17 protein-coding genes are annotated in these 24,098 nt (G+C 63.6%); 12 read left to right on the top strand and 5 right to left on the bottom strand.

All coding sequences use genetic code 11. The features are described from left to right. The first annotated feature begins 174 nt into the window (after positions 1 to 174). The 5 genes from C1717_RS08565 (at position 175) to ilvC (ending at position 6,182) form a co-directional block, all read left to right on the top strand. On the top strand, positions 175 to 366 hold the full coding sequence (locus C1717_RS08565; RefSeq protein WP_102372772.1) for a hypothetical protein: 192 nt from the start codon (positions 175 to 177) through the stop codon (positions 364 to 366). Positions 367 to 775: 409 nt separating this feature from the next. Continuing rightward, positions 776 to 2,440, top strand: a complete 1,665-nt coding sequence (ilvD, locus tag C1717_RS08560) for a dihydroxy-acid dehydratase (protein WP_102372771.1) — start codon at positions 776 to 778, stop codon at positions 2,438 to 2,440. Beyond that, a complete protein-coding gene (gene ilvB / locus C1717_RS08555) occupies positions 2,437 to 4,611 on the top strand; it encodes a biosynthetic-type acetolactate synthase large subunit (protein ID WP_342745805.1) in 2,175 nt (724 codons plus the stop codon). The genes ilvD and ilvB overlap by 4 nt, the downstream gene beginning before the upstream one ends. A 1-nt stretch (position 4,612) precedes the next feature. After that, a complete protein-coding gene (gene ilvN / locus C1717_RS08550) occupies positions 4,613 to 5,089 on the top strand; it encodes an acetolactate synthase small subunit (RefSeq protein ID WP_019239805.1) in 477 nt (158 codons plus the stop codon). Positions 5,090 to 5,132: 43 nt separating this feature from the next. Next, positions 5,133 to 6,182 (top strand): ketol-acid reductoisomerase, encoded by a 1,050-nt coding sequence (gene ilvC, locus C1717_RS08545; protein ID WP_425430944.1) that lies wholly within the window; start codon positions 5,133 to 5,135, stop codon positions 6,180 to 6,182. 484 nt (positions 6,183 to 6,666) lie between these two features. Here ilvC and C1717_RS08540 read toward each other — a convergent pair whose 3' ends face one another. From C1717_RS08540 to C1717_RS08525, 4 genes are all read right to left on the bottom strand, one after another. Then, complete coding sequence (locus C1717_RS08540) at positions 6,667 to 7,140, bottom strand: YbaK/EbsC family protein (RefSeq protein ID WP_102372769.1); 474 nt, start codon at positions 7,138 to 7,140, stop codon at positions 6,667 to 6,669. 219 nt (positions 7,141 to 7,359) lie between these two features. Further along, positions 7,360 to 8,307, bottom strand: a complete 948-nt coding sequence (amrS, locus tag C1717_RS08535; RefSeq protein WP_245859583.1) for an AmmeMemoRadiSam system radical SAM enzyme — start codon at positions 8,305 to 8,307, stop codon at positions 7,360 to 7,362. Next, positions 8,307 to 9,806, bottom strand: a complete 1,500-nt coding sequence (amrA, locus tag C1717_RS08530) for an AmmeMemoRadiSam system protein A (protein ID WP_102372768.1) — start codon at positions 9,804 to 9,806, stop codon at positions 8,307 to 8,309. Before amrA ends, amrS begins: the two co-directional genes overlap by 1 nt. A gap of 131 nt (positions 9,807 to 9,937) precedes the next feature. Next, positions 9,938 to 10,870 (bottom strand): LysR family transcriptional regulator, encoded by a 933-nt coding sequence (locus tag C1717_RS08525; RefSeq protein ID WP_102372767.1) that lies wholly within the window; start codon positions 10,868 to 10,870, stop codon positions 9,938 to 9,940. A 159-nt stretch (positions 10,871 to 11,029) separates the two neighbouring features. Between C1717_RS08525 and C1717_RS08520 the strand changes: the two genes are divergently transcribed. Next, a complete protein-coding gene (locus C1717_RS08520; RefSeq protein WP_219722302.1) occupies positions 11,030 to 12,487 on the top strand; it encodes a pyridoxal phosphate-dependent decarboxylase family protein in 1,458 nt (485 codons plus the stop codon). On the opposite strand, the gene C1717_RS08515 is transcribed toward C1717_RS08520, so the two are convergent. Continuing rightward, on the bottom strand, positions 12,484 to 14,376 hold the full coding sequence (locus C1717_RS08515) for a BglG family transcription antiterminator (RefSeq protein WP_102372765.1): 1,893 nt from the start codon (positions 14,374 to 14,376) through the stop codon (positions 12,484 to 12,486). The two genes, C1717_RS08520 and C1717_RS08515, sit on opposite strands and share 4 nt — an antisense overlap. A gap of 224 nt (positions 14,377 to 14,600) precedes the next feature. On the opposite strand from C1717_RS08515, the gene C1717_RS08510 reads away from it, so the two are divergent. The 6 genes from C1717_RS08510 to C1717_RS08485 all read left to right on the top strand — a co-directional run bounded on the left by C1717_RS08510 (position 14,601) and on the right by C1717_RS08485 (position 23,882). Continuing rightward, complete coding sequence (locus tag C1717_RS08510; RefSeq protein ID WP_102372764.1) at positions 14,601 to 14,933, top strand: PTS lactose/cellobiose transporter subunit IIA; 333 nt, start codon at positions 14,601 to 14,603, stop codon at positions 14,931 to 14,933. Beyond that, positions 14,923 to 16,323, top strand: coding sequence for a glycoside hydrolase family 1 protein (locus C1717_RS08505; protein WP_102372763.1), 1,401 nt, complete (start codon positions 14,923 to 14,925; stop codon positions 16,321 to 16,323). The genes C1717_RS08510 and C1717_RS08505 overlap by 11 nt, the downstream gene beginning before the upstream one ends. Before the next feature lie 2 nt (positions 16,324 to 16,325). Further along, positions 16,326 to 17,642, top strand: a complete 1,317-nt coding sequence (locus tag C1717_RS08500) for a PTS sugar transporter subunit IIC (RefSeq protein ID WP_102372762.1) — start codon at positions 16,326 to 16,328, stop codon at positions 17,640 to 17,642. A gap of 75 nt (positions 17,643 to 17,717) precedes the next feature. Then, on the top strand, positions 17,718 to 18,020 hold the full coding sequence (locus C1717_RS08495; RefSeq protein WP_102372761.1) for a PTS sugar transporter subunit IIB: 303 nt from the start codon (positions 17,718 to 17,720) through the stop codon (positions 18,018 to 18,020). Positions 18,021 to 18,513: 493 nt separating this feature from the next. After that, positions 18,514 to 19,209, top strand: a complete 696-nt coding sequence (locus C1717_RS08490; RefSeq protein ID WP_102372760.1) for a TetR/AcrR family transcriptional regulator — start codon at positions 18,514 to 18,516, stop codon at positions 19,207 to 19,209. Positions 19,210 to 19,211: 2 nt separating this feature from the next. Beyond that, positions 19,212 to 23,882 (top strand): 2-hydroxyacyl-CoA dehydratase, encoded by a 4,671-nt coding sequence (locus tag C1717_RS08485; RefSeq protein ID WP_102372759.1) that lies wholly within the window; start codon positions 19,212 to 19,214, stop codon positions 23,880 to 23,882. Positions 23,883 to 24,098 lie beyond the last annotated feature (216 nt).

Here is a 24,098-nt window from a genome sequence, read left to right as displayed (position 1 = left end):
GCGTCTCTGCCTATTACTTTCATCCTATTGCCCGACAATCGTTCGCCTGTCTGCCAAGGATTTCGGCTTCGACGGAACCGTGTTCAGCGTCCCGCTCTATGCGGCGGTGTTGGTGGGAGAGCTGTGAGCTTCATTAGATTCTTTGGTTGGCTTGGCGCGGTAGGGGAGGTACCCATGGACGAGCGTATTCTCATAGACGTTGACCGCCTGCGCGCGGCGCTCATCGACGAGACGGGGCCGGCGGCGTTTTCGGGCTCGCCGTGGGCGATCGTGGACGTGGCGGCGCTCGAGGACGCCAGCCCGCAGGAGCTCGTCCGCGAGGCAGAGCGCCGCGGCTGGGATTTGCGCCGCTTCGAGGCCCGGTGAGAATCTGAGTCCTGGACGGAAATTCTCACTCCATCGCGCCAAAGTGTTTCCTGCGTGTTTCGTGCGCTGGTTGTCGCCTGCCTACGACCACGCCCATGCGACACTTACAACACTCAGCAAATGCGATGACAGGGCGAGTACCAAAGGCGCGTGCCACAGCGAGCGGGGGAGCGTGAGAACCCGCGGCGCACAGTTGGGAACACACCCTCGAGCAGCTCGGCTGAACGCGTGCCCGCGCCCGGCGATCCCGGAGCGTCCCACACGTACGTACGCCGCGCCGGAGCCCTCCGTTACGGGCATCGAGGTTCGCGCTCGCGCCTAGCCTCGCATTTCCTGATACCGGCAGCAAAAAGCCAAGCCGCCTGCGGCGTCGCGCCCGCCGGCGGCCACAAGGAAAGCGAGGGAGCACATGCAGCTGCGAAGCGATGCCGTGAAGAAGGGGCTTGCCCGCGCACCCCACCGGAGCCTGCTCAAGGCAGACGGCCTTACCGACGAAGAGCTCGAACGCCCGCTCGTCGCCGTCGTCTCCGCGCAAAACGAGGTCATCCCCGGACACCTTCATCTCCAGCAGATCGCCGATGCCGTGAAGGCCGGCATACGCATGGCTGGCGGCACCCCGCTGCAGATCAACACCATCGGCGTGTGCGACGGCATCGCGATGAACCACGAGGGCATGCACTACAGCCTCACCTCGCGCGAGGTCATCGCGGACAGCGTCGAGTGCGCCATCCAGGGTCACCAGTTCGACGCGATGGTGCTCATCCCGAGCTGCGACAAGATCGTGCCCGGCATGCTCATCGCTGCGGCGCGCCTCAATATTCCCACCATGCTCGTCTCCGGCGGCCCCATGCTCGCCGGTCGCGATCGCCGCGGCTGCCAGACGGACCTGAACACGCTCTTCGACGCCGTCGGCCAGGTCACGGCCGGCACCATGACGCCGGAGGAGTGCGCGTGGCTCGAGAACACCGCCTGTCCCACGTGCGGCAGCTGCTCCGGCATGTTCACGGCGAACTCCATCTGCTGCCTGGCCGAGGCGCTCGGCCTCGCGCTCCCCGGCAACGGCACGGTGCCCGCCGTCTACTCCGAGCGCATCCGCCTCGCCAAGCAGACGGGCATGCAGGTCATGGAGCTCGTCGAGAAGGGCATCACGGCGCTCGACATCCTGAACGAGGCGTCCATCTACAACGGCATGGTGCTCGACATGGCCTTCGGCGGCTCCACGAACACGATGCTCCACCTCACGGCCATCGCGCATGCGGCGGGCTGCCCCGTGACGATGCAAGATTGGGACGAGATTTCCGCCCGTACGCCGAATATCGTGCGCATCGCGCCGGCAGGCCCCCTGCACATCGAGGATCTGAACACCGTGGGCGGCATCTCCGCCATCTTGGGCGTGCTGGGGCGTGCGGGGCTGCTGCGCGAGGACGCCTGCACCTGCCATGGGTGCATGAAGGACTGGATTGCCGCGTGCCCGCAGGCCGACGGCGAGATCGTGCGCGAGGTGGCAAACGCCTACAGCGCGCAGGGCGGTCTCAAGGTCATGCAGGGCAACCTCGCGCCCGATTGCGGCGTGGTGAAGAAGAGCGCCTGCGACCCCGCCATGTACGTGCACTCCGGACCCGCGCGCGTGTTCGATAGCGAGGAAGCCGCGTGCGAGGCCATCTTCGGCGGCAAGATCAATCCCGGCGACGTGGTGGTCATCCGCTACGAGGGACCGGCCGGCGGTCCGGGTATGCGCGAGATGCTCACGCCCACCTCGGCCATCTGCGGCATGGGGCTCGCAAGCTTCGTGGCGCTCATCACCGACGGCCGCTTCTCCGGCGCCTCCAAGGGTCCGTGCATCGGTCACGTTTCGCCCGAAGCCGCGGCCGGCGGTCCCATCGCGCTCGTGCAGGAGGGCGACATCATCGACATCGATATCAATGAGGGCACGCTTGACGTGCGCCTTTCGGACGAGGAGCTGGCCAGCCGCCGCGCCGCGTGGCAGCCGCCCGCGCCAAAGTACACCACGGGCGTGCTTTCGCGCTACGCCAAGCTCGTGAGCAGCGCAGATAAGGGGGCATATCTCTCATGACGGATAAGATGCAGAACAACCCGGCCGCGACGGTTGCCGCGACGGCCAGCGCGCCCGCAGCCACCCCCGCGCCCGCCCAGCCGCTCGCCGGCAGCCCGCGCACGCCCGACATGCCCGACGACATCCGCCAGCACCAGTGTGCGAGCGCGGTTTTCGGCAAAACCGCCACGCCCGTCACGCGCGAGGAGCGCCTCGCCATGAAGGAGCGGGCCATGAGCGGCAAACCGTTCGGCCCGGGCAGCCGCGCCCCGCACGAGGGCGCGACCATGACCGGCGCGCAGGCGGTCATCGCCTCGCTTGAGGCCGAGGGCGTGGACGTGCTCTTCGGCTATCCCGGCGGCCAGGCCATCAAGATCTACGACGCGCTCTACGACTCCACGAAGATCCACCACATCCTCGCCCGCCACGAGCAAGGTGCCGTGCACGAGGCCGACGGCTATGCGCGCGCGACCGGCCGCGTGGGTGTGGCGCTCGTCACGAGCGGCCCCGGCGCCACGAACACGGTGACGGGCATCGCGACGGCGTACATGGACTCCGTGCCGCTCGTGGTCATCACCGGCCAGGTCACGCGCGGGGTTATCGGCACGGACGCCTTCCAAGAGGCGGATATCGTGGGCATCACCATGCCCGTGGTGAAGCACAGCTTCCTGCTGCAGTCCACGGACGACCTCACGCGCACGTTCCGCGAGGCGTTCTACATCGCCTCGACCGGGCGCCCCGGCCCCGTGCTCATCGACATCCCCAGCGACCTCGCCGGCGCGCAGATGGTGTTCCATTACCCCGATTCCGTGAACATCCCCAGCTATCGGCCTACGTATCGCGGCAACGCGAAGCAGGTGAAGCAGGCGGTCGAGCTCATCCGCCAAGCCAAGCGGCCGCTTCTCATGGCGGGCGGCGGCGTGGTGAGCAGTCACGCGTGCGACGAGGTCGTGGAGCTCGCAGAGAAGATGCAGATTCCCGTGGTCACCACGCTGCTGGGCAAGGCGGCCGTGCCGTGCTCGAACCCGCTCAACTTGGGTCCCGTGGGCATGCACGGCTCCAAGTACGCCAACATGGCCGTGACCGAGTGCGACCTGCTCATCGCCGTGGGCGCACGCTTCTCGGACCGCGTGACGGGCAAGCTTTCGGAATTCGCCCCGCATGCGACGGTCATCCACATCGACATCGACCCAGCCGAGATCGGCAAGGTGCGCAACCCCCGCGTGCCCATCGTGGGAGACGCGCAGGTGATTGTGGCTGCCATCAACGAGCGACTTGACCGCGTGGAGGCGACGCCGCAGGACGCCGATTGGGTGGAGACCGTGTTCGCATGGCGCGAGCGCTGGCCGTTCTATACCGAGGATTTCGCCGATTACCCCGATCGCATCGCCCCGGAGCAGGTGCTCGAGGCGCTTTCGAACAAGCTCGACCCGCATGCGAGCGTCGTGACGACCGAAGTGGGCCAGCACCAGATGTGGGCTCACCAGCACGTGCATCGCGAGGAGTCGCGGACGTTTCTTTCCTCCGGTGGCCTGGGAACCATGGGCTTCGGCTTCCCGGCGGCGATCGGTGCGAAGATCGGCCGGCCGGACGCGCAGGTGGTGTGTATCGCGGGCGACGGCAGCCTGCAGATGAACATCCAGGAGATGGCGACGGCCATCGGCAACGGCGTCGCGGTGAAGGTGCTCGTCATCGACAACAACGCGCTCGGTATGGTGCACCAGTGGCAGCGGCTCTTCTATGACGAGCGCTATAGCTGCACGGAGTTCACCGCGAACCCGGATTTCGTGAAGCTTGCCGAGGCATATGGCTGGCAGGCGGAGCGCATCACGCGGCCGGACGAGATCGACGCGGCACTCGACCGCATGCTCGCTGCCACGGGGCCGTACCTGCTCGACGTGGTGATTCCCACGGCACAGACCGTGTACCCCATGGTGGCACCCGGCGCGGCGATCGACGACATCATCGGCGCGATCGACGTGACGCTCGGCGGCGTGCGCGTGACGGAGAAAGGCATGAGCCCGGCGGGCGAGATGGCAGGGTCCGTTGCGGAACCGCTGCCGCTCGACGAGAGCGACCCGTCGCTGCGCGTCGCCGGCATCGCCCGTGATAATTTGGTGTCAGACACCTTTTTATCATTTGATGGAGAAGACGCCGCTGCGCAGGCCATGCCCCAGAAGGGAGGCGAGTGAGATGCAGTACATCCTCTCCGTGCTCGTAGAGAACAAGCCCGGCGTGCTCTCCCGCGTGACCGGCATGATCAGCCGCCGCGGGTTCAACATCGATTCGCTCACCGTCGCGCCCACCGAAGACGTGACCATGAGCCGTATGACCATCATCGTCGAGGCGGACGAGATCGCCTACGAGCAGATCACCAAGCAGCTGCACAAGCTCGTGAGCGTCTACAAGATTTCCGACATGACGCATGAGGACGCCATCGAGCGCGAGCTCGTGCTGTTCAAGGTCTCCGCACCCGCCGACCGTCGGCACGAGATCATCGAGATCGCAAACATCTTCCGCGCGAAGATCGTCGACGTGGGCAAGAACACGCTCACCGTCGAGGCGACCGGCACGGCGAGCAAGCTTGATGCGATGGAGGATCTCTTCCGCGGCTACGGGCTTCGGCAGATCACGCGAACCGGCAAGATCGCGATGTCGCGGAGCAGCTAGACCCCCTGCCCGTGGATGATAATTTGGTGTCTGACACCTTTTTATCATCGCTGCGCAAACAAGGTACCATCAGCCACGAACCCAAAGGAGAAAGAACATGGCTGTTACGATCTACTACGAGAGCGACTGCAAGCCCGAGATCATCCAGGGCATGAAGGTCGCAATCATCGGCTATGGCTCGCAGGGGCACGCCCATGCGCTCAACCTGCTCGACTCGGGCTGCGACGTGCGCGTTGGCCTGCGCGAGGGCTCCAAGTCCGCCGAGAAGGCACGTGAGGCCGGCCTCAAGGTCTGCTCCATGGATGAAGCTGCCGAGGAAGCCGATCTCATCATGATCCTCGTCCCCGATGAGAACCAGCCCAAGGTCTACGAGGAGCACATCAAGGCCCACCTCAAGCCGGGCAACACGCTCGTCTTCGCGCACGGCTTCAACATCCACTACGGCTACATCGTGCCGCCGGAGGACGTGAACGTCATCATGTGCGCTCCTAAGGGCCCCGGCCACATCGTGCGCCGCCAGTACACCGAGGGCTCCGGCGTGCCGGATCTGGCCTGCGTGGCGCAGGACGCCACCGGCAATGCTTGGGACATCGCGCTCGCGTATTGCTGGGGGGTGGGCGGCGCCCGCTCGGGCATCATCAAGGCCACCTTCAAGGAGGAGACCGAAGAGGACCTCTTCGGCGAGCAGGCGGTGCTCTGCGGCGGCCTGGTCGAGTTGGTGAAGGCTGGCTTCGAGACCCTGACCGAGGCCGGGTATCCGCCCGAGCTCGCGTACTTCGAGTGCTACCACGAGATGAAGATGATCGTGGACCTCATGTATGAGAGCGGCATCCACTTCATGAACTACTCCATCTCCAACACAGCCGAGTACGGCGAGTACTACGCTGGCCCCAAGATCATCAATGCGGAAAGCCGTGCCGCCATGAAGGAGCTGCTTGCCCGCATCCAGGACGGCAGCTTCGCGCAGGAGTTCGTCGATGACTGCAACAACGGCCATAAGTGGCTCCTCGAGCAGCGCGAGAAGATCAACGAGCATGAGATCGAGAAGACCGGCGAGAAGATTCGCTCCATGTTCAGCTGGATCAAGAAGTAACTGGTCATTTTGGAGCAGGGCTGCTCTGACTCCCTGGAAAGGGCTGCTCTGGCGGTCTGCTTTCTTGTGGCTATGACGCGACGAGAAGGCTAGCAAGAACAACGCCGTGTGGGCTGTGCGTCTGCAGCCTTCACGGCGTTCTCTTTGGCATCGATGTGCGCCCCGGAACGTCAAGCCGGCGGCGGAGTGTCGGCAAAGCATTGGCGGAGCGTCGGCAAAGCGCCGGCAAAGCATCGGCGAAATCTGCCCGCTTCCGGTTTCCCGTCCGCGCTAAGTTTCCTGAGAATAATCTGCGGGCAAGATTTAGCAAGAGGAGGCCCCTCCGAGCGGGTTCTCTTGCTAAATCCTGCCCGGCGTTTATCGGTTCAGGTTGTCGATCAGCACCTTAGCCGTTGATCGACAGCTCAGCCCGTCGATTAGCAGAGCTGCTCGTCGATCATCGATTGCCCGTCGTTATGATCGGGGCGAGAATGTTCCGTCGCCGCTACGCTTCCGGTAGCTTGCAGACGTTCACCCAGGTGCAGGGCGCGCAGAGCTCCTCGAGCTCGGCGGGCGCGAGCTCGATGGCGCTGTTGGCGCTGCCACATGCCGGGAAGACCGTGTCGAAGCGCTTGAGCGAGGCGTCAAGGTAAACGTCGCAGCCCTCGTTCACGGCAAAGGGGCACACACCGCCGACTGCGTGACCGATGAGCGGTTCCGCCTCGTCGGCTTTGAGCATCTTGGCCTTGCTGTGGAATTGGGCCTTGAACTTGGGGTTATCGATGCGCGCATCTCCGGCGGCAACGACGAGCGCCACACGATCGCCTATGTGGAACGAAAGGGTCTTGGCGATGCGCTCGGGCGCGCAGCCTACGGCTTCCGCGGCGAGATCGACCGTGGCGCTCGATACGTCGAACTCCATGATGCGATCCTCCATACCGTGCTCGCGCATGAATGCCCTTACCTTGTCAATCGCCATCGCGGACTCCTGTCTCAGATCCCGTGCTCCGTAACGGGTCAAAGTATAGCGCGGGAGTACGAGGCGGTGCGGAGCGCGCGGGCGAACAGGGCGGGACGAAGCGCGCGGGCGAGCAGGGCAGGACGAAGTGCGTGAACGAATGGGGTAGCGCGGAGCACGCGGGCGAATGGGGTAGCGCGGAGCGCGCGGTGAAAGCCGCGGTGTCGGCGCATGGCGGGGTCAGCAGTTCCCGGTGTAAACATGGTCCAGGTAGCGATGCGCCACATCGGCTAGGCGGTAGACGTCGGTGACCGGCGTGGGACTGCGGTCAAGCATGCGCCAACGGGGGAAGAAGCGAGACACGTGATAGGCGATATCGCGGCTGCCGCGGCCCTCGTCGAGCGCGGCGAGCCATCGGGCGCACGCGGCGATATCGGCGTCGGTGTCGTTCATGCCGGGAACGACGAGCGTGGTGACCTCAAGGTGGCAGGTGGGGTCGCAGGCGAGCCGCTCAATCGTGGCGCGTGCGCAACGGAAGGCGCCCGCATCCCCGCCGAGAGCCCGGTATGCTGCGGGATCGAAACCCTTGAGATCGATGTTCGCCGCATCGATAAGGCCATCGAGTGCGTCGAGCACGGGCGCCTCGGCGCAGCCGTTCGATACGAGGACGTTTACCAGGCCGCGCTCGTGCGCGAGCAGCGCGCAGTCGCGAACGTATTCCCAGCCCACCAGGGGCTCGTTGTAGGTGTAGGCAATGCCCGCGATCCGCGGGTCTCGTGTCCGGGCCTGCTCGGCAAGCTCTACAAGTTCTGCAGGATCGATGGTGCGCCAAGCAACCTCGCTTGCGCCTACCTGGGCGATTTCATGGTTCTGGCAGAAGGGGCACGTTAGGTTGCACCCATAGCTTCCGAGCGAAACCACCAGTGTGCCCGGCATGAAGCGGGCGAGCGGTTTCTTCTCGATCGGGTCGAGCGCGAGCGAGGTAACACGTCCGTAGGACTCCGTCATCACCGTTCCGTCGATATTGCGACGCGCCCGGCAGCGACCGAGCTGACCGAGTTTGAGCCGGCAGTGGTGGGGGCACACGGGGCAGGTCGCGGTCGCGCCTGCGCTTTCAGCGGATGGCGCCGTGTTTCCGCCCTCCATGTACGCAGCAGGCTGCTCTGCGCCCGTGTTCGCGGCAGGCATCATAGGTACCTCGTCACGGTAAAGCGCTCGAGCGAGACGCCGGGTTCGTTTAGGTCGATGCCACCCTTGCGCGCAGCGATCCTCAGCTGCTCCGCCACGGTGTCTATGCCGTCGAGGTTGGGGAGGAGCAAGCCGCGCCGCCCGCTTGGGGCGCTCACGATCACGCCGTAGCGGGCGGGGTCGAGCTCCGAAGGCCCCATGATGGGCTCCGGCGCTGAGAGCACGTCGACGTCGTAGATGAGCTCGGGTAGCTCGGCGGTGGTCACGGGGTCGAAGCGCGAATCGCGGCAGCCCGCGCTCACAGCGTTGGCGCAGACCTCTTCGACGAGGCTCTCGCGCGTGGGCAAGATCGTTCCGATGCAGCCACGCAGCTGCCCGTCTTTCTTAAGCGAGACGAACGCCCCCTGTTTTCCGCAGGCGATCTCATCGGGTAGATTGCCGAGAAGATCCGCGGGCAGGTCATGCGCACCGTTGATGCGTACTCCGTCGCGCACGAACGATTCGAGCGAGTACCGCGCGATGCGCACGAGCGGATGCTCGGCAGCGCGCGTTGCCGCCAGGTGCTCCTCGTGCCAGGCGGCGTAGCGCTCATCTAGCGCGCGCTCGGAGCAAGCGCCTTCGGTACCTTGCGGTATGAAGGCGGCGATGCCATAGCCCACGCCGAACGGCCCCTCGTAGCTCAGCAGCTCCGGAGCGACCTCCGTGCGATCGAGCGCTCCGGCCATGATCTGGAACGATCGCAGCCCGCATTCGGCTGCTCGCTCGCAGAGCGCGGGGTCCGCGGCAAGCAGGCTCAAGAAATCCCCCTGTTCGAACGCCTTGCAAACGAGCTGGTCGAACGCGGGGCCTTCCGGAGCGTAGCCATAAGGGCCGTCGGCAGTGAGTTTGTGCGAGAGGTCGCCCGATGCGATATAGACCACGCGCCGGCCGAGCTTAGCGGCAACTTGCTGCACGAGCTGCCCCAAGCGGTAGTGGATGGCGGGGGACAGGCCCGCGATGCCAAGCCGTACCACGCGGCAGGGGAGGCGCACGTACCGCCCTTGGGCTCCGCCGCGGTCCTCCGATGTGCCCTGCGGTACACCGCGATCGTCGACGAGCCCGTATCCGCGCGCGACGAAGTGGAGCGGTACGAGCACGCCCCAGTCGAGGTCGCGTTCGCGTTCGCCGAGCGTTCCAGCTGGGAGCTCCTCGGCGGATGCGACGCACGCCAGCTCGTCGACGAAGGGCTCGTCATAGGTTGCGGTATAGCCCACCTCGGGCGCACCGAAGCGGGCAAAGTTGCCGCGTGCGCCGCTGCCCGGGGCGATGTGCAGGTAGTCGAGGTACATCGCCGTGTGCGGACTCGAGATCACGAGCGTGTCGGGGTCGAGTGCGGCAATGCGGCGTCCCACCTCGGCATACGCGTCGACCGTCGCTTGTATCTCGCTCACGCGATCGCCGCCGACGGCGGGGATGATGAGAGGTGGATGCGGAACGGCGAACGCGGCAACGATGGGCATGGCGGCCTCCTTTACTCGCTGTTCCCAGTATTCCCCGTGCCGAGCATGCTAGCCGCGTCTTGCGCCATCCGCGTTGACCCCGGCGCCACCCTGGTCGCGTTTGCGTCGCCCGCGCGAATCCCGAGACTTGCTTAAGCTGCGCCGCCCTCGTCGCGTTGCATCCCGCTTTCGCCGAGCATGCGCTCCGCAAGCTCGGCGAAAGCTGCCATCGCGGGCGTCACCCACTTCTCGCGGTGTCGGAACGACTGGACCCACATGCGCACCGGCTCGAGCGCGGTCGGTACGGGCTCGAGCGTCCTCGCGGCGAACGAGTTTTCGACGGCGTAGCGTGGAAGGAACGCGATGCCCACGCCCCGCTCCGCCAAATGGACGAGCGTCTCGGTGTTTCCCGCTTCAATCACGGGTTCGATGCTGCAATCATGCTCGGCAAGCGCTCGGTCAAGCTCGGAGCGATAGCTCTCGCCGCGCTCGGTGAGCACAAAGGGAAGGCGCGCGAGTTCTGACGGCTCAAGCGGTTTCTGGCAGGAGCAGACGTCGGGTTTCGCGGCGAAGACGATGTCTTCTGCGCGTATGAGGCTGCGTTCGAACCCTCTTAGGGCGAGTTTGCGATCGAGCGTGTAGAAGAGGTCGATCTCGTTGGCGCGCGCAAGCTCCGCAAGGTAATCTCCGCGTGTTGCGCGCACCTCGAGCCTTACATGGGGGTGCTCGCGTGCGAAGGCGGCGAGCACATCGGGTAAGAGTGCCGTGGAGACCGATTCGACGCCTCCGATGCGCAGCGTCCCTACCAGCTCACGGCCGCCTGCAGCGCTGCTAGGGCGTACGGCGTCGGCGGCTCGCTCGGCTGCGCTCAGTACCTCGTTGGCGTGGAAGCTAAATCGCCGGCCTTCATCGGTGAGGCGCACGCCATGGGGAATGCGATCGAACAAGCGAGCTCCGAGTTCGCGTTCCAGCTGCTTGACCTGCATGGTGACGGTAGGTTGAGAGTAGCCGAGCTTTGCGGCTGCTTGCGAGAAGCTGCCGCACTCGACGATTTTGAGGAAGGTCTCGAGCGCCCGGATCTCCACTGCCTGCCCCTTCCGCTCAGCGACATCGCGCTCCGTGCCGTTCTACGACATAAGGAACAATTATCGCCCTATGCATACTATCAATTATACAAATACCGCGCGCCGTGGCAGCATTGTCGATGAGCGAGGGGCGTTGCTGAACCGGGGAGAGGATGCGCTGTGTATACCCGAAAAAACGATATGGAGCAAGACGTCGAGCGCGCTGCGGTGCGCTTCGTATGCGACCTGTTCGAACGCAATCGCCGGCTCTCCGAGGGGCCTGTGATCGACCAGGTCGACGAGGAGGTGCTACGGGAGGTCGAGGCCATGGGGATCCCTGCAGAGGGGCGTCCCCTCGAAGACGTCGTGCTCGACATGGAGCATGACGTGATCGGGTACGGCTACAACTGCGACCACGCCCGTTTCATGGGCATGGTGCCCGGTCCCACCTCGGCGGTATCGTGGCTCGGCGACATGATCGCCTCGGGCTACAACCGCCATGCCGGCGGGGTGGCCAACTATCCGGCGGGTTGTCGTGCCGAGCAGGTGCTGCTGCGCTGGCTTTGCGATCAGGCGGGATTCCCGCAGACGGCGACCGGCGTTTTCACGTCGGGCGGTTCCATGGCGAACATGACCGCTTCGATCGCCGCGCGCGACGCGAGGCTGCCCCAGGACCGATGGGGCGACGGCGTTGCCTACATCTCCGAGCAGACGCACAGCTCCGCCGCCAAGGGCCTCCACATGATCGGGGTGCCCGATGCGCGCATTCGCAAGATTCCGGTGGACGAGGGCATGAGGATGCGCGTTGACGAGCTTGAGCGCGCGATTACAGCCGATGAGCAGGCTGGCCTGCGTCCCTTCCTCGTGATCGCCACGGCAGGCACCACCAACACCGGCGCGGTCGATCCGCTCCGTGAAATCGCCGGCATCTGCGACGCGCATGACCTGTGGATGCACGTCGACGGCGCGTTTGGGGCGTCGGTTCTGCTCACGCGCTATCGCGACATGCTCGACGGTATCGAGCTCGCTGATTCGCTCACCTGGGACGCCCATAAATGGCTTTTCCAAACGTATTCGTGCGGCATGGTGCTGGTGCGCGATGCCCGAGACCTGCTGCGTAGCTTTGCCACGCATCCCGAGTACCTGAAGGACCTCGAGGAGTCGGCGGCAGAAGATGCGCTCATCAACCCTTGGGAGCTCAGCCCCGAACTCACGCGTCCCGCACGCGGCATCAAGCTGTGGTTTACGTTGCAGGTCATGGGTTCCGAGGGCATGGCGCGCTCCATCGAGCATGGCTTCGATCTGGCTCGTTGGGCCGAGGACGAGCTGCGCCGCACGCCCGGTGCCGAGGTGGTCACACCGGCGCAGATGGCCATGTGCACGTTTCGCTTCTGTCCGGATGGGCTCGATGCGGCAGCGCTCGACGAGCTCAACCAGCGCGTGTCCCAGCGCATGCTCGCGAGCGGTTATGCAGGCATCTTCACTACCGAAATCGGCGGTAAGAAGGTGCTGCGCATCTGCGCGATCCATCCGCGCACGTCCGAAGGGGAGATGCGCGAGGTCGTTCGCAGGCTTGCGACCCTCGCCGACGAGGAAGCCGCTGTGATGCGCGGTGTTCAGGTGGGTACCAGCCGTTAGTCGTAGACCAGGCGCTCCAGAAAATCGCTGAGCGTCGTCGCTTCGGCGAGACGATGGGCGCGCTGCTTGTCGCAAAGCGACCGCACCACGGTATCGTAGATCTCCATGAAGCGTTTCCGGTCTTCGCGGCAAACGGCGATCATCAGTACGATGTGCACCGTCTCGTTGCCCCATTTGACGCCGCGCTCGCTGAGCAATACGGCGACCATGGTGCGCGCGGCACTCATTTCCAGGGCGTGGGGTATGGCGAACAGCCCGAAGAACGACGTTGGCGACATCTCTTCCCGCATAAAAACGGAAGCGATGAAGGTCTCATCGACAATGCCGAGCTCGACGAGCTCCCTGCCGAGGAAGCGGATCGCCTCGTCTTGGGTGGGAATGTCGCGACGGGTGAACAGCCGCTCGTCGAAGAATGGCTCCAAGAGCGCCTTCGTTCGCTCAGCGTTTCGCTCGCGCAGGCATATACCTACGGCATTCTCTATCTTGAGGTAATCGGACGGCGTGAAGAACGGCGAGACGAACACGACGTTGCGTAGGGCAAGTGGCCTGTTTCGCGTCGTAACAACGAGATCCGCCTGCTCAAGCATATCGGTGTCCAGATCAAGTTCATCGCACTCCGAGACGGTCGCCACGTCGGTGAAGCGCCGCTCGATCTCATCGCGGATGCGCTCGGAGATTCCCTGGTAGCGGTCGCACATGAGGACGATGCGCACCTTGCGCTCGGCTGTCATGTTCTCGATCAGCAAGCCGACATGGATGCAGATGAAGCCGGTCTCGCCGTCGGTGATCTCGATGCCGAAGGCATCCGCGAGCTTCTTTGAGATGAGCAGTGCGAGTTCGTAGACGAACGGACAGTTCATCTTCACGTTTTCCAGGATCCCGGTATCGGTGATCTGTACCGCCTCGGTACGCTCGATCAGCGCCTTGACGTGCATCGAGAAGTTGTACAACGATTGCGTGAACCCGATATGTAGCTGGAAGGCATCGAACACCTCGTTGGCGATGCGCTCTACGGTGCTTACAAGCTCGGACATCTCGAGGCCGTGGGCAGCGTCGGCGGAATGCTCCTTCGGCTCGATCTGACCGGTTAGCAACGATGCGAGATAGTCGATGTCGCCGGTATCGGGGGCAATGCGGCGGCGTTCGGAGCACTCGCGGCAGATATCGCGGGCGATGATGTGCACGGCATCGTCGCGGTCGCCCTGATCGGCATGCTCGGTGATGTAGGAATTCGAGCGCATGCGGTAGAGCGCTACGGCCATGTTGGCGATGAGGTTTTGCGTGTAACCGGTTTTAATCCGGTAACCCTGCGCATCTACCGCTTCGAGGACGATGCGCTTCAGGGCATCGATATCCAGATCCTCGAAGTATGCTGCGAGTCGGTCCCATGTGGAAAACGAATTCGTCGCCTCCTCCACGAGGAGCTGACCTATGAGCGCGCGCTTGTCTGCTTCGCGTCCCTCGATGCGGAGCTTGTTGCGCCTACGGGTGAGTTCTAGATTGAAGCGCGCAAGCTCAGGGCGCAGGCGGCGAACGCTGCGCTCGAGTACCGGTGTGCTCACAAAGAGGGCTTCGGATAGGTCATCGATGTCAACGGGGTCATCGTTTTGAGTGAGCGCCTTCAGGAGCGTGTGGTCGATCGGCGTGCCCTCCGATCCCGGTTGAGCGGCTTTCGCTTCTCCGATCCAGGTGCTGTTGAGCGAGGAGGGTTTGATTCGATAGCCCCGGTAAGAGCTTTGGATCTCGATTCCTGAGCGGTTGATCTGGGAGATTTCTCGCTGGACGGTGCGCACGGAGATGCCGAGCTCCAGCGCGATCTCGGCACCGGTGACGGGGCCGTTCGCGGCACGGATGACCGAGAGGATCTGCCTCTGTCTCTCGCTCAGCATTCAGCCCCTTTCAACCAGAACAAGTATGCATAATCCTGAATGAATATCAAATGAGAAGCATCCAGTCTGAATAGAATGCTGACCGATAGCGGCTAAGTATGCAAAGCGGGTTTGGCGGGACCCCCCGCCATCACCGACTGGGCCTGCACAGTCTCCATGTCATACATTCCAAGCATCGAGAACTCGATGTTGGATGGGATTCGGACAAGGAAGGAGGTGGGCCCGTGGACAAGGAAGCGGTTCAGATGATGTCGTTTCAGCTGGTAGCTCATGTCGGCGAGGCGACAGCGCATTTCACCGAGGCGATCAAGTTCGCTCGCGAGGGTGACTTCGAGGCTGTTGATCGCGAGATCAAGGCTGGTGACGCTGAAATCATCGAAGCCCATAACTCGCAGACGGACCTGCTGCGCTGCGAGGTTACTGGCGAGGAGATCGAGTTCAGCCTGCTTCTCGTTCATGCTCAGGACCACCTGATGACCACCATCGTATTCGAGCGCGTTGCCAAGGAGCTCATCGAGGTGTATCGGGAGCTTAGGGAGGTGCGTGATGCCAAGTAAGTTTCTCTGGGGAAGCGCGACGGCTGCCTATCAGTGCGAAGGGGCTTGGCAGGAAGGCGGCAAGGGTCTTTCTAACTGGGACGCGTTCTGCCATAGCGACAAGAACATCGTGAATCCCGTCAACGCTGATGTCACCTGCGATCATTACCATCGCTTTGAAGAGGACATCCGGATGATGGCGGAGGGAGGGCAGAACACCTACCGCTTCTCCATTGCATGGACTCGCATCATCCCTGGTGGCGTGGGCGAGGCCAACGAAGAGGGCGTCGCGTTCTACAACCGCCTCATCGATTGCTGCCTCGAGCACGGTATCGAACCGCTCGTCACGCTCTACCACTACGACCTGCCGCAGACGCTTTTCGAGCGCGGCGGCTGGGAGAATCGCGAGACCTGTGATGCATACGCCGCCTACGCGAAGGTGTGCTTCGATCGCTTTGGCGACCGCGTGAAGCTGTGGGCTACCATCAACGAGCCCAACTACGAGACCCAGTGCTGCTATGCAGTGGGCAACTATCCGCCCAATGTGCAGGATCTTAGCCGCCGCTGGTGTGCGATGTACCATCTGCTGCTCGCGAGCGCGATGGCGGTGCGCATCTTCCGCGAAGGCGGCTACCAAGGCCAAATCGGCCTGGTGAGCGACTCGTACTCCATCGAGATCCTGGAAGACACGCCTGCCTACAGAGAGGCGCAGGAGAACGCCGAGTACTTCTACAACCGCTGCGTCAACGACACGTGCATCCTCGGCACCATGCCGCAAGGCTTCGTCGATCGCATCGTAGCCGATGGGTGCGACCGCAGCTACGCCCTTCCCGGCGACGAGGAGATCTTCCGTGCCGGCACGGTCGACTATCTGGGTGTGAACGCCTACTCGCGCTACCTCGTGAAGCCCTATACCACCGGTGAGACCTGCCTCAAGGCGAGCAATACCGGCAAGAAGGGCGATCGCTCCACGGCGGTGGTCAAAGGCTGGTTCGAACTCGACCGCGACGATTCCGTTCCCAAGAACGACTGGGACATGGAGCTCTATCCCAAGTCCCTGTACAACCTCCTCAAGAGGCTTGAGGAGCTGTACCCGGGAACGACGTACTACATCACCGAAAACGGTATGGGTTACAAGGACGTCCTCGAAGAGGACGGCACCGTCCACGACCCGTATCGCATCGAGTTCCTTCAGGGGTTCGTCGACTGGATGCTCAAGGCGCGCGACGAGGGCGTGGACGTGCGCGGCTACTACGTCTGGTCGACGATGGATGTGTATAGCTGGATCAACGGCTATGCCAAGCGTTATGGCCTGGTCTATATCGACTACGACCACGGCAACGCGCGCATCCCTAAGGATAGTTACTACTGGTATCGGGACTACATCGCTCAATTGGAAAAGGAGGAGTAGGAATGGAGAAATTTACTTCCTGGGTCGAGAAGAGCATCGCCCCGGTCGCGGGTAGGCTCGGAGCCAACCGCTACATCCAGGCGATCCAGAGCACGTTCCTGACGCTGATTCCGTTCATGACGATCGGCTCGATGGTCCTCGTGATCATCTCGCCGCCCATGGACTACACGACCATGGAGCCCGGGTTCGCCCAGTCGTTCATGCAGGGATGGGCGGCGCTGGCAGACTTCCTGTACCTGCCGTTCATCATCATCAACATGGTGACGACGGGTTGCCTGGCCATCTGGGTGTCGGCAGGCCTTGCATTCTTCCTGTCGCGTCACTACAAGATGAATTCTTACCTGCCAGTCGCGCTCTCCACCGCGTGCTTCTTCGCCACGGGCGCACTTGATGTCGAGGGCGCCTTCACCACCGGTTACTTTGGCGGCACGGGCCTGTTCTGCGCCATCGTGATATCGATCTTGTCGCTCGAGTTCTACCGGTTCCTCTGTGACCGCAACGTAGGCCGCATCAATCTGCCTGGTATGGTTCCTCCCGCCCTGAGTGACTCGATGGCGCATCTCACGCCTGCGGCAATCGTGCTTCTGGTCGTCGGCGTGGTCGGCGCTGTTGCCCTTGAGCTCACTGCCGCGCCGCTCGCTAACCTCATTGCGACGATCGTTTCGCCGCTCGTCGGTGCCGTCAACAGTCCCGGCGGTATTATGCTCATCGGATTCCTCATGCCGTTCTTCTTCTGGTTCGGCATCCACGACTCCGTGCTCACGAGTCCGCTGAGCGCCTTCGAATACGCCAATCTCGAGGCCAACATGCATGCGTACGCGGCAGGCGTTGCCGCCACGGCGCTGCCCTATACCGTTACCCCGCCGTTCATCTGGTACTTTATGACCATCGGCGGCAACGGCGCCACGCTCGCCCTCGCCCTGCTGTGCCTGCGCAGCCGTTCCAAGCAGGTCAGTGCTATCGGCAAGCTCGGCATCGTGCCGGTGTGCTTTGGCGTGAATGAGCCGATCATCTTCGGCCTGCCCGTGATGTACAACCCGCTCATGTTCATCCCGTCGATCCTCAACATGGTGCTCAACGCCGGAATCACCTACGGCGCGATGGCCATCGGCCTCGTGAACAAGCCGTTCGCCTATCCGGGATGGAACGTGCCCGCGCCCATTGGTGCGTTCCTCTCTACGATGGATATCCGTGCGGTCGTGCTCATCGTAGTGCTGATCGTCATAAACCTGTTGGTGTACTATCCGTTCTTCAAGGCGCATGAGCGCAACAAGCTCGCCGAGGAGGCCGAGACGGCACCGGAGCCCGCTGAAGCGTAACGGCGGGTATAAGCCATCAAATGCGCCCCGCAGCGCACGCTGCGGGGCGCTTATGAGACAAGGGAGGATCATGCTATGAAGTGGATGCTGTGCTGCTATGCAGGCATGACGACGAGCCTGCTCGCGGTGAAGCTCGAGGAGGAGACCGCTGCACGCGGATTGGACGTCAAGGTTGCCGCGACGGCGATTGCCGAAGCGGAATCCAGCCTCGAAGGCGTCTCCGCTGTTCTGCTTGGCCCGCATGTGCGCTTCTCGGAGGACACCATTCGCAAGGCCGCAGGTCCCGATATGCCGATCTACGTGATTAAACCGCAGGATTTTGGCACGATGAATGTCAAGGCGATCGTGAGCGACGTGCTCGCGATGCTGCCCGCGTAACGCTTCTGGGCTCGTTCCCGGTGCTCGTCTTGCCTTCCGGCTGGCAGGCATGCTGCGTTCTGCATCCAGCATATGCCCTGCATGGCGAGCATTCGGATACGCGGAAGCTCTTCTTTGCGGAGGGCCGGTGCACAGTGAGTGCTCCGGCCTTCTTTCATTCGTCCGTGTTTGCCATGGTCTGTTCGGTACGAGTTGCAGTCGCTCGCGTTGCGCAGCGCCTGCGTGAATCGCGGGCAGAAAATAGACGAAAGGCGCCCTGCGAGAGGCCTCGTCCGTCTATTTCCTGCCCGCAGATTTATCGAGCTGCTTCCAACGTTCGCTGTGGGCTGTGGTGGCGCAGCGGGTAGTGAACGACGCTCTTTCCACAGCGCTGCGTAAGGGATTCCTGACAGTTGTGGATACCCTGCGGCGACTGAATGATGTTTCACGCTGTGTGCAATAATACACGCCGAGTGAAGGAATGGGCCTTCATCAGACGTGAAACGGACCGCACATGCCTCTTTTGAGCGGAGCCGCGGCGAAGAGCGACCGGAGGAGCTTGCGCAGCCAGCATCTGCTTCGTCAAGCGCTTGCCGACGAGCTCAATGCAGGTGAGGACCTCACGCGGGTGACGGTGGCGGCGCTCGCCGAGCGCGCCGGTACCTCGCGCCGCACGTTCTACACCCACTACCGCGATATACCTGACTTCATCGAGCGGGTCGAAGGCGACATCTTTGACAAGATCCGTGAGCTCATCGCCGGGATTGCCGCTCGCGACCTCGCGGCGCTTTATCACAGTATCGATGAGCTGGAGCCTGCGCCGGGTACGGTCGAGCTGCTCGCCTACCTCAAGCGCGACAGCGACGTTATCGGTGCGCTTCTGGGGCCGAGTGGCGATCCCGCCTTTGCGCAGCGGCTCATGGAGCTCGCGCGCGAGACGCTTGCCGAACGCATGAAGATGGGGATCTTCCCCGGCGCGCTGGGCACGTTTTTCGACTATTACCTCACCTACGTTGTTTCCGCCGAGATCGGTGTTGTGCAGCGTTGGTTCGCCAACGGGCTCAAGGAGAGCCCCGAGACGATGGCGCGCATCATGACCGTTATCGCCTTCGTCCGTCCCGGCGATCTATATGGCATGCCGATTGATATCAACGTACCTGAATACGGCATGAAACTGATGAGCTTGCAGTTTGAGAACGAGGAGAACTGACTATGAACGACGAGATTAAGCAGGGCGTTGTTCCCGAGGGTGCCATCTGGAACCCCGAGGCTGCGACGGGCGACCTTCATCTCGGCATCGACGTGGGATCCACCACGGTGAAGCTCGCCGTGCTCAACGACGAGAACCAGATCGTCTACGCCAAGTACCAGCGCCACCACACCGACGTACGCGCCTGCGCCCGCGACCTGTTCGTGGGGGCTGCCGGACTATTGCCCGAGGCGCAGATGACCTGCGCCATCACGGGCTCCGGTGGTCTGCTCCTGTCGCAATGGCTCGGTCTTGAGTTCGTGCAGGAGGTCATCGCGAGCAAGCGCGCCGTGGAGACCATGATCCCGCAGACGGATGTTGCCATCGAACTCGGCGGTGAGGATGCCAAGATCATCTACTTCGACCAGGGCATCGAGCAGCGCATGAACGGCACCTGCGCCGGCGGCACGGGTGCGTTCATCGACCAGATGGCCACGCTCCTGCACACCGATGCTTCCGGTCTAAACGAGCTTGCCCGAGGCGCTACCACCATCTACCCCATCGCGAGCCGCTGCGGCGTGTTTGCCAAGTCCGACGTGCAGCCGCTTTTGAACGAGGGCGCGCGCCAGGAGGACGTGGCCGCATCCATCTTCCAGGCCGTGGTGACGCAGACCATCTCCGGCCTGGCGTGTGGTCGCCCCATCCGCGGCAACGTCGCCTTCCTCGGCGGCCCGCTGCAGTACCTCTCCGAGCTGCGCAAGCGCTTCTACCTCACGCTCGAGCTCGACGAGGAGCACCGCATCGTCCCCGAGAACGCGCACCTCTTCGTGGCGAGCGGCGCGGCCATGGCGCACGAGTCCAACAAAACCGCAACGTTCCCTGAGCTCATCGCCGCCATCGATGCACTCGGCGACACCCAGGGCTCGGAAGTGGCGCGCCTGGACCCGCTCTTCGCCACGCCCGAGGACTACCAGGAGTTCAAGACCCGCCACGACCGGGAGGTCGTGCCGCGCGGCGAGCTCGCGGGCTATCAGGGCCGCGTGTTCATCGGCCTGGACGCCGGCTCCACCACCATGAAGGCCGCGATGGTGGGCGAGGACGGTCAGCTCCTCCACACTTGGTACGGCAACAACAACGGCGACATCCTGGGTACGGCAAAGACCATCATGGCCGACTTCTACGCGCACATTCCCGCGGGCTGCGCCATCGGCCATGTGACCACCACGGGCTATGGCGAGGCGCTCCTCATCGAAGCGCTCAAGGCCGACTCGGGCGAGATCGAGACCGTCGCCCACCTCCGCGGCGCCAAGGCGTTCTTGCCCGGTGTGCAGTTCATCTTGGATATCGGCGGCCAGGACATGAAGTGCCTTCGTGTTGCCGACGGCGTCATCGAGCACATCATGCTCAACGAGGCCTGCTCTTCGGGCTGCGGATCCTTCATCGAGAGCTTCGCCGTGTCCATGGACATGGGCGTCGAGGAGTTCGCCCGCGAGGCGATCGGCGCGGCGCAGCCCGTCGACCTCGGCAGCCGCTGCACCGTCTTTATGAACTCCCGCGTGAAGCAGGCGCAGAAGGAAGGTGCCACGGTAGGCGACATCGCGGCCGGCCTGTCCTACTCCGTCATCAAGAACGCGCTTTTCAAGGTCATCAAGCTGCGCGATCCCAAGGAGATCGGCACCCAGGTGATCGTCCAGGGCGGCACCTTCATGAGCGACGCGACGCTGCGTGCCTTCGAGCTCCTCACCGGCGTGAACGCCGTGCGCCCGGACATCGCCGGCTGCATGGGCGCCTACGGTGCGGCCCTGCTCGCGCGCGACCGCGCTGGCGCCGAGGGCATCTCGACCATCCTCTCCGCCGATGAGATCGCCGAGCTCACCGTGACCCAGCGCCACGCGCGCTGCGGTCGTTGCTCCAACAACTGCCAGCTCACCATCAACGACTTCGGCGGCGGTCGTCGCTTCATCACGGGCAACCGCTGCGAGAAGGGTGCTGGCAACCACGCCAAGAAGAAGGAGGTTCCGAACCTCTTCGCCGCCAAGAACGACCTGCTCTTCAACCGCCCCGTGCGCGCGGAGGAGGACGCCCCGCGCGGCACCGTGGGCATCCCGCGTGCTCTCAACATGTATGAGAACTATCCGTTCTGGCATGCGTTCTTCACCAAGCTCGGCTTCCGCGTGGTGCTCTCGGACGACTCGAGCAAGAAGACCTACGACGCGGGCATCGAGTCCATGCCGTCCGAGTCCGTGTGCTATCCGGCCAAGCTCAGCCACGGCCACGTGATGAACCTCATCGACAAGGATGTGGACTTCATCTGGATGCCGTGCATCCGCTGGGAGCGCAAGGAGGACCCGGCGGCGGGTAACTGCTATAACTGCCCCATCGTCATGAGCTACCCCACGGCGCTCGGCTTGAACATCGACGAGATCGCCAGCAAGAACGTCGAGTTCATGTATCCCTTCGTGCCGTATCACGACAAGATCGAGCTTAAGCGTCGCCTGTATGAGCTCATCGCTGTCGAGCGCGTGCAGGATGCGGAGGAGGGCCGCGGCCGCGTGCGCGGACCCAAGATCACCCGTTCCGAGATCGACGCCGCGGTGAACGCCGCCTATGAGGAGGACGCGCGCTTCCATCGCCAGATCCAGGAGATGGGCGAGGAGACCATCCGCTGGATCGAGGAGCACGGCGGCCATGGCATCGTGCTCGCCGGGCGCCCGTACCATAACGATCCCGAGATCAACCACGCCCTGCCCGAGCTCATCACGAGCTTCGGTTTCGCGGTGCTCACCGAGGATTCGGTGGCGCACCTGGTGAAGCCCGACCGTCCCATTCGCGTGGTCGACCAGTGGATGTTCCACAGCCGTCTGTACCGCGCGGCCAAGCTCGTGACGCTCCGCAACGACCTCGACCTCATCCAGCTCAACTCGTTCGGCTGCGGACTGGACGCGCTCACTACCGACCAGGTGCAGGAGATCCTCGAGGGCTCCGGCAAGATCTACACCGTGCTCAAGATCGACGAGGTCTCAAACCTGGGCGCGGCGCGCATCCGCATCCGCTCGCTCATGGCGGCGCTCAAAGACCAGGAGGCCGAGCGCGCCGCTGAGGCTGCGGCTGCTGGTCGCGCATTCGAGCAGGGCGACGCCGCCCCCGTGGCTCCGAGTGAGGACGCCCCGGCCTTCGCCACGCATAAGTACGCGCTCTCGGCGCAGCGCCGCGCCAACTCGGCGGCGTTTCCCAAGGTGCAGTTCACCGAGGAGATGCGCAAGGAGGGTTACACCATCCTCTGCCCGCAGATGGCGCCCATCCACTTCGATTTGGTCAAAGAGGTCATGAAGGCGGCGGGCTACAACTTCGTGCTGCTGCCCTCCACCGATCGCGGCGCCGTGGAGGCAGGCCTGCGCTACGTGAACAACGACATCTGCTACCCCTCGATTCTCGTGACCGGTCAGATCATGGAGGCCATCGAGAGCGGTAAGTACGACCTCAACCGCACCGCCGTGATCATCAGCCAGACGGGCGGCGGCTGCCGCGCCACCAACTACATCGCGCTCATCCGCAAGGCCCTGCGCGAGAGCGGAAACCCCCAGGTGCCCGTGATCAGCTTGGCGGCGGTGAAGCTCGACGAGCAGAATCCCGGTTTCAAGCTCACGCCGAACCTTCTCAAGGCCGCCGTGTACTGTGTGCTCTTCGGCGACGTGATGATGCAGATGCTCTATCGCACGCGTCCGTACGAAGCCACGCCAGGTGCCGCCAACGCGCTCTTCGAGGAGTACATGGAGCGTGCGCGCGAGCTTGCGCCCAAGTTCACGCGCCGTAGCTTCACCAAGCTTTCGCGCGAGGCCATCCACGCGTTCGACACCATGCCGCTTGTGGGAGAGGGGACCAAGCCGCGCGTGGGCGTGGTGGGCGAGATCCTCGTCAAGTTCCACCCCACGGCGAACAACCACGTGGTCGAGGTCATCGAGGCCGAGGGCTGCGAGGCCGTGGTGCCGGGTCTGCTGGACTTCTTCCTGTACTCCATGTCGAACGCCAAGGTGCAGAAGGACGAGCTGGGCAGCTCGGCTGCATCGCGTGCCACGATGGATGCCGTGATCGGGCTGGTCGACTGGATGCGCAAGCCCGTGGACGAGCTGCTCGAGCAGAGCGTGCGCTTCGAGCGGCCCGAGCCCATCAGCGTCATGGCTGAGAAGGCCACGCAGGTGCTGTCGCTCTGCAACAACATGGGCGAGGGCTGGCTGCTCACGGCTGAGATGCTCGACCTCATCGACCATGGCGCGCCGAACATCATCTGCACGCAGCCGTTCGCATGCCTGCCCAACCACGTGGTGGGAAAGGCCGTGATCAAGGAGCTGCGCCGCCAGCATCCCGAGAGCAACATCGTTGCCGTGGACTACGACCCGGGTGCCTCGGAGGTGAACCAGCTCAACCGCATCAAGCTCATGATCAGCGTGGCCAAGGAGAACCTGCGCGCCGGCAAGGGCTTCACCATGGAGAGCGTGAAGCCGCTCGCGATGGATATGGACGACAGCAAGTTCCGTCCGTATCACGGCGACGACGCCGGGCATGCGGCGGGCGTAGGAGCTGGCACTGGTGCTGGCATTGCCAGTGGATCATGTACTGCATGCGGCGCCGTGAGCGATAACGCTGTGGCCGCCGTCGCCGAGCGCCTGGGTGAAGGCGTAGACGCGGCTGAATAAGCTTGCAAGGTGGGCGGCGCTGCCGGCTGCACGCGCCATTGCGCGCGTCTCCAGGCACGTCGCCCTTTTCCAGGTACGGCGCCCTTTTGCATGGCATGTGGCGCATGGAGTATGGTGCTTGATGTAGCCCGGTTCGCTTGGCGACCTTTTGCGCGATGAACATCAGCTGTGTCATTCGGCCATCATTTGTACCTCGACCGGCGGCACCCTGCCCTT

It is taken from the genome of Enorma phocaeensis (genome assembly GCF_900186505.1).
Classification (GTDB): domain Bacteria; phylum Actinomycetota; class Coriobacteriia; order Coriobacteriales; family Coriobacteriaceae; genus Enorma; species Enorma phocaeensis.
This window is presented reverse-complemented; position numbering and strand designations above follow the sequence as displayed.

Coding starts and splice junctions, on each gene's coding strand:
- ilvD (WP_102372771.1), top strand. CDS start 776: ATGCAGCTGCGAAGCGATGCCGTGAAGAAGGGGCTTGCCCGCGCACCC.
- amrA (WP_102372768.1), bottom strand. CDS start 9,806: ATGCCCATCGTTGCCGCGTTCGCCGTTCCGCATCCACCTCTCATCATC.
- amrS (WP_245859583.1), bottom strand. CDS start 8,307: ATGCCTGCCGCGAACACGGGCGCAGAGCAGCCTGCTGCGTACATGGAG.
- C1717_RS08565 (WP_102372772.1), top strand. CDS start 175: ATGGACGAGCGTATTCTCATAGACGTTGACCGCCTGCGCGCGGCGCTC.
- ilvN (WP_019239805.1), top strand. CDS start 4,613: ATGCAGTACATCCTCTCCGTGCTCGTAGAGAACAAGCCCGGCGTGCTC.
- C1717_RS08540 (WP_102372769.1), bottom strand. CDS start 7,140: ATGGCGATTGACAAGGTAAGGGCATTCATGCGCGAGCACGGTATGGAG.
- C1717_RS08515 (WP_102372765.1), bottom strand. CDS start 14,376: ATGCTGAGCGAGAGACAGAGGCAGATCCTCTCGGTCATCCGTGCCGCG.
- C1717_RS08495 (WP_102372761.1), top strand. CDS start 17,718: ATGAAGTGGATGCTGTGCTGCTATGCAGGCATGACGACGAGCCTGCTC.
- C1717_RS08500 (WP_102372762.1), top strand. CDS start 16,326: ATGGAGAAATTTACTTCCTGGGTCGAGAAGAGCATCGCCCCGGTCGCG.
- ilvB (WP_342745805.1), top strand. CDS start 2,437: ATGACGGATAAGATGCAGAACAACCCGGCCGCGACGGTTGCCGCGACG.
- C1717_RS08485 (WP_102372759.1), top strand. CDS start 19,212: ATGAACGACGAGATTAAGCAGGGCGTTGTTCCCGAGGGTGCCATCTGG.
- C1717_RS08490 (WP_102372760.1), top strand. CDS start 18,514: ATGCCTCTTTTGAGCGGAGCCGCGGCGAAGAGCGACCGGAGGAGCTTG.
- C1717_RS08505 (WP_102372763.1), top strand. CDS start 14,923: ATGCCAAGTAAGTTTCTCTGGGGAAGCGCGACGGCTGCCTATCAGTGC.